The sequence below is a fragment of the Seonamhaeicola algicola genome, from assembly GCF_007997385.1.
Classification (GTDB): Bacteria; Bacteroidota; Bacteroidia; order Flavobacteriales; family Flavobacteriaceae; genus Seonamhaeicola; species Seonamhaeicola algicola.
Genome location: NZ_VOSC01000033.1, coordinates 20,161 through 33,361 on the forward strand (window position 1 = coordinate 20,161; position 13,201 = coordinate 33,361).

Genomic DNA, 13,201 nt, shown 5'->3' on the forward strand with positions numbered 1-13,201 from the left:
TACACTAAACAAAATGCTTAAAAAAATTACGCTTGGTTTTATTGTTTGCTTGTTACTTTCGTTCACAATAACAAATAATTTTTCAGAATTAATTCAAGAAAAATTAAATAGCTACATTGATAATTACCCTGAAAAAGTATACGTTCAAACAGACAAACCCTACTATTCTTTAGGTGAAGATATTTGGTTTAGCACCTATTTAGTAAATGGTATTAACCATAAAAAAAGTAATAAAAGTAGAGTGGTTTATGTTGAACTTATAAATGAACAAGACAGTATTGTTTCAAAAAAACAATTGTATATGTTCACCCCTAATACCGCTGGCGATTTTAAAATTGAAAAAAACTGGAAATCAGGCAAGTATATACTTAGAGCCTATACTAATTACATGCGAAACCAAGACCCCGATTATTTCTTTAAAAAACAAATTCCTATTTGGGATGTTACCAACGCAGATAGCATAATTACTAACATTACAAAAACCAAACTTAATTTAACTAAAAACAATACTTTAAAAGAAAAACCTGACATTAATTTTTATCCAGAAGGCGGTTACTTAGTTAATGGTATAGCTTCTAAAATTGGTATAAAAGTAAAAGATAAACTAAACCGAGATATTGCTATTAGTGGAGTAATAAAAGATTCAGACAACAATGTTGTATCATCATTTAAAACATTACAATTTGGCTTAGGCATTGCTAGTTTAATACCACAAAATGGAAAAAACTACACTGCACACGTTACCATAAATAACACTGAACACACCTACCAGTTACCAAAAGCACTTCCCGAAGGTTATAATCTTAACATTGTTAACAACGGCAACCACTTACTAATTGGTGTTACTACAAATAACTCAATTGGTTTAAAAAATGCTTATTTGGTAGCTCACCAACGTGGTAATTTTGTTTTTGAAAAATTAGAAACTACCACCGTTAAAAATTATGTTATAAAACTTAACACAAATACACTAAATGATGGGGTTACACATTTTACATTATTTAACAACGAAGGTAAACCTGTTGCTGAACGTTTAGTGTATATTGATAACCCTGAAAATAATGTACACATACAATTAACCTCAAACAAAAAAACACCTAGCACCAGAGAGCAACTAAGTTTACATGTTAATTTAAAAGATAACAATGGTAATGCCGTTACTGGTAATTTATCTATGGCTGTAACAGATATTGATGCTATTGAACATAGTACACTTCAAGAAAACATTAAAACATATTTATTATTAAATTCAGATTTAAGAGGGCAAATAGATAATCCGGGGTATTTTTTTGAAAACAATGATAACAAACGTAAATACTTACTTGATTTAGTAATGTTAACTCATGGTTGGAGACGCTTTACTTGGAATGATATTTTATATAAAACCACCAAAGAAACCATTTTTAAACCAGAAAGAGGTTTATATATTTCTGGTAGAATTACATCACAAAAAAATAAAGATATTAAAACAGGCACCACAAGACTTACTTTTATGGGCGCTTTTCCTCACCAAGAAAAAAAACGTGTAAACTCTGCTGGCAGCTTTAAATATGGGCCATTTGTTTTTATGGATACCATGCCAACTATTGTTGAGGCTAGAGTTAACGATTTTCAAAAAGAAGAAACAAAAGCTAACAGAATGGTAAATATTCATTTAACACCAAACTACAGCCCAAGCCCTATTATTAGTAGGCAATCTGTTTTAAAACCTAATTTAAACGACTCTACAAAAATTAACAACTTCATAAAACAATCTAAAAACATATATGATATTAATTTAGATTTTATTGAAGACGCCCGTTTACTAGATGAAGTTATAGTTACTGCAACACGAAAAACCCAAGAAGAAAAAAGAACTGAAGAACTTAACGAAAAAGCTATTTATGGTTTTCCTACTAACAGAATAGACATGAAAGATTATGAAAACCTAGAAACTTTAAGCTTTTTAGAATTGGTTAGTATGATACCTGGTGTTAATGTTGTTAATGATAGCATTACAATAAGAGGCGCTGGCTCACCTAGTATTTACCTTAATAACATTCCTGTTCAAATTGATGATGTTAACACAATGACAGGGGCTGAAATAGAATTTATTGATGTTTTAAAAGGCGCTGATGCCGTATTTTTTCCTAATAGTGGTAACGGCGTTATTGTAATACACCAAAAAGAAGGTGCCGATTTTTTAACAAAAAACATAAAACGTAAACCTGGTATTATAGATTTTACTTCAAAAGGGTTTTACACTGCCCGCGAATTTTATGCACCAAACCATATTGATCCGTTTGGCGGAAACAATAAAAAAGATATTAGAACCACATTGCATTGGGAACCCAAAATTCAATTAACTCAAGAAAAAAGCAGTAAAGAAATTTCATTTTACACAAGCGATATTAGAAGTAACTATGCCATAAAAATTGAAGGTGTAACGGATGATGGCATACCGGTTTATCATTTTTCTACTTTTGAAGTTGATTAAAAATTAAAACCCGATGACTATAAATCATCGGGTTTTAAAACTAACTAACAACTTAACTAAATTTAATACTAAAAGTTAAAACTCTAAAAGTGCTAATCACTTATTAGATGTAATTCTCTTAATGAAAACTAAATTATAGTACAAATTGACAATAAAAAAACCACATAACAATACACATTTAGAAAGGTTTAACACAAACAACATCACTTTATATTTTTTTTAAGAAAAACAACTTACTTAAACCATTCATAATTAAAAGGCACTATTAAATTACATTATATTTGCCCCATGCTTAAAAAAAGTTTAATTCTATTAATTACATTACTTTCTAATGTTTTTTTTGCCCAAGAAAAAAACAGTTTAAGTATTAAAAACGGTATAGAAAACCCATCATTATTAAGCACACACCACTTCGGAATTTTTAATGCTAGAATTAACACCAACTTTAAACACAGCTCAACCAAAAATAAAAACATAACATTTCAGTATAATAGTGGTAATACGTTTCATCCGTATGTTGAAGCTTATTTCCCTAAAAACCCTGAAGTTAGAAAGCAATTAAGTAATACCACTTGGTTTTACAGGCGTTTTAATTTTATTGACCAAGAAACTACACCTGCAGATTACATGAATATTGTTGTTGATGCCGTTATTAAAGAATTTAGACTAGGTTTTACCATGCCACTAAATAACACACAAGAATTAAGCATTAATTTAAGATCATATTTAATTACAAAAGGGAAATATCCGTTTTCGGTTTTAACAAGCGATGAAACTATTGAATGGTTTCATAGTAATATTGCAGGAGGTGAAGACCCATTTGGAAGGCGTTACTACGGCCTAAATCAAGTAAACTTTAAATACCTAGACAGAAACGGCAATACCTTAAAGTTTGATAACAATGATTTTTTTATAAGTGGTTTAGAATTTACACATTACTTCTACCCCAATTTAAAAATTAATAACTCCCGAAATATTTATATAAACTTTGGCTCACATTTGGGCATAAATACCTCAAAATACAATCCATCGGTAGATTTTGGTATATCTGCAAACATAGTAAAGCAATATACAATTAGTAAAAAGTATCCTTTTAATATTGCCTTCGGAACAAATATTTTACGTAAGAACATAGTAAGGTTTAGTAATGATGCTATAGATTTAGGTAACAATCCGTTTTTAGCAACTTTTGAAGGTAATATAGAATTCACAACATTCACAAAACAAAAAAACTATCATGCTTTTGGGGTTAACTACCAAATGCAAACACGCTACAATAAAAAAGAAGAAACTGGTTATTACAAACTCAATGGCAAATGGGCCGAAATTAATGGCGGTTGGCATAATGGTGTTAGTACACTGTACAGAACCTTATCAACCATAGCAGCCACCTACACATACAAGCGCCCAAATTACAAACTATCATGCTATTTTAAACAAGATTTAGAAGTAAATAACGCCCCCGATTTTCAAACAGGCATTCAATTAAGCATACCTATTAAAAAGTAACTCATTCTGTTAATTTCAAGTTAAATTAAAATTACAATTAAACCTTTTCATTTCGTTTAAGTCAAAAAGGCACATTAAAATTAAAAACTTAAATACAATGAAAAAAATACTAGTAATTGCAATTGCTCTTGTTTCAGTACAAGCTTTTGCGCAGCCAAACCAAGATAGAAAACAGAAAAATGCTATGCATAGAATGCACGACTTAACTCCTGAAGAAGCTGCTACACTACAAACAAAAAAAATGACTTTGCATTTAGATTTAAATGAAAAGCAACAAGCACAAGTTAAAGATATACTTTTAAAAAATGCCGAAGCAAGAAAAGCCAAAATGGATGCTTTTAAAGCTAAAAAAGAAAATGGTGAATTTGAAAAACCAACAAAAGAAGACCGTTTAAAAATGATGAATGACAGGTTAGACCATCAAATTGCAATGAAGGCTAGCATGAAGAAAATTTTAAACGAAACACAATTTACCAAGTGGGAAAAAGTGCAGGCTAAAATGGCGCACCGCGGAAAAAAAGCAAAGAAAGGCATGCATAAAAAAAGAATGCATGGTGAAAAGGAAACAAAAATTTAGTTTGTTGATTGATTATAGTTTGTTAATGAAAAAGGCAATTCAGAATGTTGAATTGCCTTTTTCTATATTAAAACATATACTTTTTACAAAGTTTTAGCAACTTGGTTTACAGCATTTATTGTAAAATCTAAATCTTCATAAGTAAGTGCATCTGTAATAAACCAAGTTTCAAAAGCACTTGGCGCTATATAAACACCTTGATTTAGCAAGCCATGAAAGAATTTTTTAAATGTATCATTATTACCTTTAGCCGCAGTATCAAAATCTGTTACAGCACCTTCATCAAAATGTACTGAAATCATAGAGCCAACTCTATTAATAGTATAAACTACATTGTTTTGCGTTAATACATTTGCTATACCTTGGTGTAAATACTTAGTTTTCTCTTCTAACCTTTTAAATATTTCAGCATCATTATTAAGTGCACTAATCATGGCTAAACCAGCAGCCATTGCTAATGGATTTCCGCTTAATGTACCAGCTTGATATACAGGCCCAAGTGGTGCTAAATAATTCATAATTTCGTTTCTAGCAGCAAAAGCACCAACTGGCAAACCACCGCCAATAACTTTACCAAAACAAACAATATCTGCCTTAACATTAAACAATTCTTGAGCGCCTCCTTTTGCAAGCCTAAAGCCCGTCATTACTTCATCAAAAATTAATAAAATATTATGAGCATCACACAAGCTTCTTAATGCCTGTAAAAACCCCTCTTTTGGAGGTATACAACCCATATTACCTGCAACAGGTTCAATAATAACACACGCTATTTCGTTATTATTAGCTTTAATTAACTGCTCTACATTAGCAATATCATTATACTTTGCTAACAACGTATCTTTGGCTGTACCTTGGGTTACACCTGGGCTATTGGGTGTACCAAAAGTACTAGCACCACTACCCGCTTGAATTAAAAACGAATCACTATGCCCGTGGTAACATCCTGCAAATTTTATTACTTTATCTTTACCTGTAAAACCACGTGCAAGCCTAACGGCACTCATACAAGCTTCGGTACCAGAATTAACAAATCTAATTTTATCAATATTTGGCACCATTAAAACAGCTAATTCGGCAATTTTAGTTTCAATTTCAGTTGGCATTCCAAATGATGTTCCTTTTTTGGCTTTTTCAACTACAGCATCAACTACGGGTTTGTGGGCATGACCTAAAATCATTGGTCCCCAAGAGTTAATATAATCTATCAATCGGTTACCATCTTCATCAAACAAATACGCGCCTTTGGCTTCTTTTACAAAAATAGGTGTACCACCTACACCTTTAAAAGCTCTAACGGGAGAGTTTACACCGCCTGGAATTACTTTTTCTGCTTCGGCAAACAAAGCACTGCTTCTTTTATAAATCATGAAAAATTAGTTTTGTAATTAAGGTTTAACAATTAACTCTTGCCCAATACTTAGCGTTGTATCTGTTAAACCATTAATATTTTGAAGTTGTTGAACTGTTAAGTTGTATTTTTTTGAAATTGAATATAAAGTGTCGCCTTTTTCAACTACATAAGTTGTAGTTTTATTAAGCGGTTCAACGGGTGCTACATAACCATAACCTAGTACTTCTTTATCGTATTGATGTAAGTTGTAACGTTCAATTAAAGAAATTAACTTCTGCGGATATTTTCTATCTGTAGCGTAACCTGCGGCTCTTAATCCTTTTGCCCAGGCTTTATAATCGTTTTCTTTTAATTCGAATAAACCAGCATATCGTTTACGTTCTTTTAAAAACAATGAATGATCTCTAAACGAATATTTAGCATCTTTATATTTTCTAAAGCATTCACCTTTGGCATCATCATCATGATAAATTTTTGCTCCCGTCCAATCATGACATTTTATTCCAAAATGATTATTTGCTTTTACAGATAGCCTTCCGTTACCAGAAGCCGACTCTAAAATACCTTGCGCTAATGTTATACTTGCGGGTATGTTATATAATTTCATTTCGCTTTGCGCTATGGTTTTGTAAGTATCAATATACCTTTCAGTATCATTAGCATATACTTTAACAGCAGGCACTGTTGTTTGTGCAGGTATTTCCTTATTGGTTTTACTTACACGCTCTACAGGTTGTTTTTTAGGTTTAGTTACAACGTGTTTTTTTGTTTTACAATTAAACAAAAAGCAGCTAACGCAAATTATAAGTAGTATTTTTTTCATTTATTTAATTAATGGCAATTGTTTCTTTTTTAGTACTGTGTTCATTCCGTTAATACCTTGTAAACCACCTGTGTGAATAGCTAGAATTTTCGATCCTTTTTTAAAGTACCCTTTTTTTATTAAATCGAAAATTCCAAATAGCATTTTACCCGTATAAACAGGATCTAAAGGTATATTATTTTCAGTTTTAAAGGTATTTATAAACGTTACCAATGCTTCATTTACTTTGGCATATCCGCCAAAGTGGTAATCTGTTATTAAACGCCAATTGTTTTGTGTTGCAAATTTACTAATATCTTCTTTTAAAAAGTCACCTTTTAAGGCCGGAAATCCTAAAATTTCTTGATTTGGTTGTGCGCTATTTATTAAACCAGCTATTGTACCACCTGTACCAACAGCTGTACACACGTAATTAAATTTAGCATCGGTTTTGGTTAAAATTTCTTCACACCCCTTAACAGCCAATGTATTGGTTCCGCCCTCGGGCACCATATAAAAATTTCCAAAAAAAGTGTTTAAGTGCTTTAAAAATGCTACGGATGTTTTTTCTTTATAAACCGCTCTTGTAACAAACTCAAAATGCATATTATTTTCAGCGGCAAAACGTAATGTTGGGTTTTCTGCTACTTTGGCTTTTAACTCTTCTCCTCTAATAATGCCTATGGTTTTAAAACCGTATAATTTTCCGGCATAAGCAACTGCTGCAATATGGTTTGAAAAAGCACCACCAAACGTTACAAGCGTATCATGCCCTTGGTACTTTGCTTCTAATAAATTGTATTTTAATTTTCGGTATTTGTTTCCAGAAATAAAAGGGTGTATAGTGTCTTCGCGCTTAATGTATAATTCTACATTATAATTTGCTGGTAAAATTATACGTTGGTTTATACTGTTTTCAATATTAAAATTCATTATTTGCTAAGGTACTTTAAAAATGCCCAAAATGGTCGGTTTTTTAAATATTCTAATTGCTTTTCATTAACATAAGCTTCTCTTTCAAATGAAATATTAACATACGCCAAACGCCATGTTTTGTACTGTAGAAGTCTAATAAAAAATTCTAAAACATACCAAACATAAAACGGTAAAATTAGTAATTCTATTTGCTGTTTTAAATGAATTTTCTCATGGTTTACTAATATTTTATTGTTTTTTAAGTGTACCGCTTTTAAAAACACAAAAGGGAATAACGTAATACCTGTATAACCTTTGGGTACTATATGTTTTGAAATACGTATCATTGGGTTTTGAGTATCAAAAATCAATCCAAATTGCTTTATATTTGCTGTAATGAAAAAAATAATTCCTATTGAAGAAGGCGATTACTACTTAACGCCCGAAGGTTACCGATGTTTTACTGAACAATACCATTTAAAACGTGGTTATTGTTGTGAAAGTGGTTGCAGACATTGCCCCTACGGCTTTAATGCTACTACTGGTAAAAAACGCTAATTATTAGTAAGCTACCTACTGCAAACCAAAGTATTGGTATGATTATTGCTACTGTAAACATAACCGAAAAACATTTTTAGTTAAAAATGCTCATAACCTAAAACAGTTAATTTTTCTTTATTAAATTTACTTTAACCGTTAAAAAAATTGCATTATGAAAACATTATTTAGAGCATTACCACTTTTAGTAATTGTGTTTATTGCTAGCTCTTGCAGCTCTGTAAGAGTAGCGGCCGATTACGATAAAAAAGCACCGTTTAACAATTATAAAACCTTTGCTTTTTTTAAAACTGGTATAGACAAAGCTGAAATTAGCGACTTAGATAAACGCCGAATTTTACGCGCCATTGAAGCCGAACTTTTAGCCAAAGGCTACACAAAATCTGACAATCCAGATTTACTAGTAAGTCTATTTACAAAATCTCAACAACGTGTTGATGTTTACAACAATACTTGGGGCTACGGCGCCTGGGGTTGGGGTGGCTGGGGCCCAGGGTGGGGACCTGGTTGGGGTTGGGGTTGGAACCAACCAACTGTTAGCACCAGCACTCAAGGTACGCTTTACATAGATTTAATTGATGCTGCCAAAAAAGAACTTGTTTGGCAAGGTATGGGCACTGGCTATTTAAGCCGAAATATGGAGAAAAAAGAAGAACGCATTAAGGAGTTTGTTTCTAAAATAATGGAAAAATACCCTCCGGGAGTTACTCAATAATTATAACACAAAAGAGGTATCTAAAAAGTTTTTAAAATATCATTAATAACAAAATGATATCACAATATTGCTTTTTAGATACCTTCTTATTTTACGGATAATAAGGCTTTGCATGTCCATTATCAACCAACCATTGGTTCAAATCAACACCATTAACAATTATATTTGCTAAATAGCGTCCATATTTACCTTGTTTATCTTTATATGAGTGTATTTCAACTTCTTTATTAAGTATCAGCTCTCTAACAATATCTCTAACAACTAAACCTGCTTCACGCTCACTACCTCTAAGCTCAGGCGTATCAATACCGTAAAGACGAAGTTTCATTTCTTGAAAATGTAAAAATCCTAAATCTACCATGGCTGTAACAGTATCGCCATCGTAAACATCAATAATTTTTGCTTTGTAATGGTACATATTATAAATGCTTTTATTGTAATAAAAATACAAAATTACCTACAAAAAAAACACACTTAACATTAAAGTATTACTAAAAAATAACATCAATTTTATTTAATTATTAAATATTTCGTATTTTTAAACAACAATCACTAACAATTATTAAAATGCACACTGCAATTGAGCCTAATCCTATTTTAAATCGTTTACCCAAACATTTAAAACAATTTATCAAGCCTCAAAACTACAATGAGTATTCTGCCATAGACCAAGCTGTATGGCGTTATGTAATGCGCAAAAATGTAAATTTTTTAAGTACAGTTGCGCATAAATCGTATTTAGACGGGTTGAAACAAACAGGCATTTCAATTGATAGCATTCCAAATATGTACGGAATGAACCGTATTTTAAAAAATATTGGTTGGGCAGCCGTTGCTGTTGATGGTTTTATTCCACCCAACGCTTTTATGGAATTTCAAGCATATAACGTACTTGTTATTGCTAGTGATATTAGGCAATTAGAACATATTGAATACACCCCAGCACCCGATATTATACATGAAGGCGCAGGACATGCTCCTATAATTGCAAACCCTGAATATGCTGAATATTTAAGACGCTTTGGCGAAATAGGCTGTAAAGCTATTTCATCTGCAAAAGACTATGAATTGTACGAAGCCGTAAGACATTTATCTATTATAAAAGAAGCACCAAACACCAGTAATGACGCTATTACCAAAGCTGAAAAAAAAGTTGAATATTTACAAGAAAACATGGGCGAACCCAGTGAAATGGCTCTTATTAGAAACTTACATTGGTGGACTGTTGAATATGGTTTAATTGGTACTGTTGAAAACCCTAAAATTTATGGTGCTGGCTTATTATCATCAATTGGAGAAAGTGCTTGGTGCATGACCGATGCTGTTAAAAAACTACCTTACAATATTGAAGCTACCTTTAAAGATTTTGACATTACAAAACCTCAACCTCAGCTTTTTGTTACACCAAATTTTGCCCATTTAAGTTTAATTTTAGAGGAATTTGCAAATACTATGGCTGTTAGAACTGGCGGACTTATTGGTGTTGAAAAATTAATAAACTCTAACGCTTTAGGCACTATTGAGCTTAGTACAGGTATACAAATTTCAGGTGTTTTTACAAATGTAATTAGTTTAAAAAACAACCCAATTTATGTACAAACTACAGGCAATACAGCACTTGCTTACCGAGAAAAAGAACTTGTTGGTCATGGTATAAAAACACACCCTAAAGGCTTTGGTTTTCCGGTTGGAAAATTAAAAGGTATTAATATTGCTATTGAAGATATGAGCCCAAGAGATTTAGCGGCTTATAACATTTTTGAAGAAAAAGTAACTACTTTAGAGTTTGAAGGCGGCGTTAAAGTTTCAGGTGAAATTATTACAGGAAAACGTAATTTACAAGGCAAAATAATTTTAATAAGTTTTAAAAACTGTACAGTTACGCATAATGACACCGTTTTATTTAAACCAGAATGGGGCCATTATGACATGGCTGTTGGTAAAGATATTGTATCTGCTTTTTCCGGACCCGCAGATTTAAATAGTTTTGATTTAATAACACATGTACCCTCAGAAAAAACAATTCAAATAAAAAAAACTGAAAAACAACTTAAACTTGAGGCCCTTTACCAACAAGTTAGAGATTACCGTTTGGGTAAAAACAAAACCATTTCTAGAACAAAAGTGCTTGAAGAAATTATTGAAAATTTCCCAACAGATTGGTTACTTGCTATTGAACTTTATGAATTAGCCCATGCTGATAATGAGCGTGTTTTATGCAATAATATTTTAAATTATTTAGAAACTGTTAAGCAACAAAAACCTAACCTTGGCAACTTAATTGATGATGGTTTAAGTATAATTACTAACAACAAAAGCATTACAACTTAATTTAACAAACTAAAAATCAAATATTTAATTGTGACTTAATTTAAAAAGGTGTGTCTTAAAAATATTCTATAATGAATAATTTAAAGTTTGAGGCTAATACCTAAGCTATAAATCCTAAGATACAATTATTAGCAAGTATTAGTTTAGCTCAAGATAAAGCTTTCGCTTTTCTTGAGCTTTTTTTTTATCTGAAACGCTTTAATGTTTTTTTTGTGAATTTACTTAAAACTAGCGTGCCACTAATTTGAGCACGTTGGTTTAATAAATCGTCCCAATTGTTGGTGCCTTCCCAAAAAACTGTTTTCATTTCTTTTAAAGCTTCGGGGTTATAACTACTCAATTTATTTGCTAAACTTAATACGGCTTGGTCTAGCTCATCTGTAGTATCAAAAACTTCAGCATATAAACCTTTTTCTTTTGCCCAATTAGCGGCATAAAACGCTTCGGCATTTATAGTCATTTGAGACATGGCTGTTTTTCCTATGCGTCTTGATACTGCAGGCTCAATTACAAATGGCCCAATGCCAATACTTAATTCGCTTAACTTAACTGATGCATATTGGGTTGCCAAACAATAATCTGTAGCTGCTAATAAACCAACACCACCACCAACAGATTTTCCTTGTACTCTACCAATTATAAGTTTTGGACATTTACGCATAGCATTTATTACATTAGCAAAGCCTGAAAAAAATTGCTTACCTGTTTCGGCATCTTCAATTGCTATTAACTCATTAAAACTTGCACCAGCACAAAAAGTTCGGTTACCGCCACTTTTTAAAATAATAACTTTTATAGCATCATTTTTTCCGGCTTCAATAATGGTTTGCTCTAGTTTTGCTAACACATCACTAGGCATTGAGTTTCGGTTGGGATGAAAAAATTCAATTACTCCAACTTTTCCTTCGGTATTTAAACGCACATAGGGTTCTTCTGTAACCTGCATAATTTTAAATTAAATTATAGCGCAATTAAAACGGCAAATTAGTAATATCTACATTTCCGCCAGATAAAATCACACCTATTTTTTTTCCTTTTATTTTATTTTTTTGTTTTAATACTGCTGCTAATGCAACTGCGCTTGATGGCTCTACAACTAACTTCAATCGCTGCCATATTAATGTCATGGCTTTCACAATTTCTATTTCTGTAACCAGTTGAATACTTTCAACATACTTTTTTATAATAGGAAAATTTTTATCGCCTAATTGCGTTTTTAAACCATCGGCTATGGTATTATTGGCTGTGTTACTTTCAATTTTACCTGATAATAACGACCTATACGCATCATTAACATTTTCGGGTTCGCCAGCAATAACTTTACAGTTTTTAGAATACGCATTGGCGGCCAAAATAGTACCCGCAAGTAAACCGCCACCTCCAACTGGTACATATATATACTTTAGGTTAGGGTATTCTTCTAACAACTCAATAGCTGCAGTGGCTTGCCCATTTATAACATCTATATTATTTGAAGGATGTAAAAATGTTGCCCCAGTTTCTTGTTGTATTTTTTTAGCCATTGCTTCTCTGGCTTGGTTAGTAGGCTCACAAAAACTTATAATACCACCGTAACCTAAAACCGCCTCTTTTTTTACTTGCGGTGCATTTTTTGGCATTACAATATAAGCTTTAACACCAATGCTTTTTGCTGCTAAAGCCAAAGCTTGAGCAAAATTGCCCGAAGAATGTGTTACAACGCCTTTACGTTTTTGGTCTTGTGTTAAATTTAAAATAGCATGTGTTGCACCACGCATTTTAAAAGCGCCCATTTTTTGGAAGTTTTCACATTTAAAAAATACTTCAGCCTCACAAATATCATTTAACAATTGCGATGTAAATACCGGTGTTTTATGAATGTAAGGTTTAATGTTATTATGAATGGTTTGCAAACTAGCTTTATTCATTTTTTTAAATTTCCTGTGAAAGCGTGGTTGAATATACTAAAATTACATGGTAACTTT

General features: G+C 31.9%; 13 protein-coding genes. 6 read left to right on the plus strand and 7 right to left on the minus strand.

Annotated features, from left to right (window positions below):
- Positions 1 to 13: 13 nt before the first annotated feature.
- The 3 genes from FUA26_RS13850 to FUA26_RS13860 all read left to right on the plus strand — a co-directional run bounded on the left by FUA26_RS13850 (position 14) and on the right by FUA26_RS13860 (position 4,562).
- The gene (locus tag FUA26_RS13850) at positions 14 to 2,476 is read left to right on the plus strand and encodes a TonB-dependent receptor (RefSeq protein ID WP_147137370.1); all 2,463 of its coding nucleotides are present in this window, start codon (positions 14 to 16) and stop codon (positions 2,474 to 2,476) included.
- Between the two features lie 288 nt (positions 2,477 to 2,764).
- Positions 2,765 to 3,985 (plus strand): hypothetical protein, encoded by a 1,221-nt coding sequence (locus tag FUA26_RS13855; protein ID WP_147137373.1) that lies wholly within the window; start codon positions 2,765 to 2,767, stop codon positions 3,983 to 3,985.
- Between the two features lie 97 nt (positions 3,986 to 4,082).
- Positions 4,083 to 4,562, plus strand: a complete 480-nt coding sequence (locus FUA26_RS13860; RefSeq protein ID WP_147137376.1) for a hypothetical protein — start codon at positions 4,083 to 4,085, stop codon at positions 4,560 to 4,562.
- 83 nt (positions 4,563 to 4,645) lie between these two features.
- Here FUA26_RS13860 and hemL read toward each other — a convergent pair whose 3' ends face one another.
- The 4 genes from hemL to FUA26_RS13880 are packed head-to-tail and all read right to left on the minus strand — an operon-like array spanning position 4,646 to position 7,980.
- The gene (hemL, locus tag FUA26_RS13865; protein WP_147137380.1) at positions 4,646 to 5,932 is read right to left on the minus strand and encodes a glutamate-1-semialdehyde 2,1-aminomutase; all 1,287 of its coding nucleotides are present in this window, start codon (positions 5,930 to 5,932) and stop codon (positions 4,646 to 4,648) included.
- A gap of 18 nt (positions 5,933 to 5,950) precedes the next feature.
- Positions 5,951 to 6,739: a glucosaminidase domain-containing protein gene (locus FUA26_RS13870; RefSeq protein ID WP_147137383.1), complete on the minus strand. Its 789-nt coding sequence runs from the start codon at positions 6,737 to 6,739 to the stop codon at positions 5,951 to 5,953.
- Positions 6,740 to 7,651: a 1-aminocyclopropane-1-carboxylate deaminase/D-cysteine desulfhydrase gene (locus tag FUA26_RS13875; protein WP_147137386.1), complete on the minus strand. Its 912-nt coding sequence runs from the start codon at positions 7,649 to 7,651 to the stop codon at positions 6,740 to 6,742.
- Positions 7,651 to 7,980, minus strand: coding sequence for a hypothetical protein (locus tag FUA26_RS13880; RefSeq protein WP_147137388.1), 330 nt, complete (start codon positions 7,978 to 7,980; stop codon positions 7,651 to 7,653). Before FUA26_RS13880 ends, FUA26_RS13875 begins: the two co-directional genes overlap by 1 nt.
- Before the next feature lie 49 nt (positions 7,981 to 8,029).
- On the opposite strand from FUA26_RS13880, the gene FUA26_RS15745 reads away from it, so the two are divergent.
- Positions 8,030 to 8,191, plus strand: a complete 162-nt coding sequence (locus FUA26_RS15745) for a DUF5522 domain-containing protein (protein ID WP_186826922.1) — start codon at positions 8,030 to 8,032, stop codon at positions 8,189 to 8,191.
- Positions 8,192 to 8,345: 154 nt separating this feature from the next.
- Positions 8,346 to 8,906, plus strand: a complete 561-nt coding sequence (locus FUA26_RS13885) for a DUF4136 domain-containing protein (RefSeq protein ID WP_147137391.1) — start codon at positions 8,346 to 8,348, stop codon at positions 8,904 to 8,906.
- 91 nt (positions 8,907 to 8,997) lie between these two features.
- On the opposite strand, the gene FUA26_RS13890 is transcribed toward FUA26_RS13885, so the two are convergent.
- Positions 8,998 to 9,324: a thermonuclease family protein gene (locus tag FUA26_RS13890; RefSeq protein ID WP_222611773.1), complete on the minus strand. Its 327-nt coding sequence runs from the start codon at positions 9,322 to 9,324 to the stop codon at positions 8,998 to 9,000.
- A 149-nt stretch (positions 9,325 to 9,473) separates the two neighbouring features.
- On the opposite strand from FUA26_RS13890, the gene FUA26_RS13895 reads away from it, so the two are divergent.
- Positions 9,474 to 11,237 carry an aromatic amino acid hydroxylase gene (locus FUA26_RS13895; protein WP_147137394.1) on the plus strand — a complete coding sequence of 588 codons (1,764 nt, stop codon included), beginning with the start codon at positions 9,474 to 9,476 and terminating at the stop codon, positions 11,235 to 11,237.
- Between the two features lie 184 nt (positions 11,238 to 11,421).
- On the opposite strand, the gene FUA26_RS13900 is transcribed toward FUA26_RS13895, so the two are convergent.
- Both FUA26_RS13900 and FUA26_RS13905 read right to left on the minus strand, forming a co-directional pair.
- Positions 11,422 to 12,183, minus strand: a complete 762-nt coding sequence (locus tag FUA26_RS13900) for an enoyl-CoA hydratase/isomerase family protein (protein WP_147137397.1) — start codon at positions 12,181 to 12,183, stop codon at positions 11,422 to 11,424.
- 25 nt (positions 12,184 to 12,208) lie between these two features.
- Positions 12,209 to 13,144: a pyridoxal-phosphate dependent enzyme gene (locus tag FUA26_RS13905; RefSeq protein ID WP_147137400.1), complete on the minus strand. Its 936-nt coding sequence runs from the start codon at positions 13,142 to 13,144 to the stop codon at positions 12,209 to 12,211.
- Between the last annotated feature and the right edge of the window lie 57 nt (positions 13,145 to 13,201).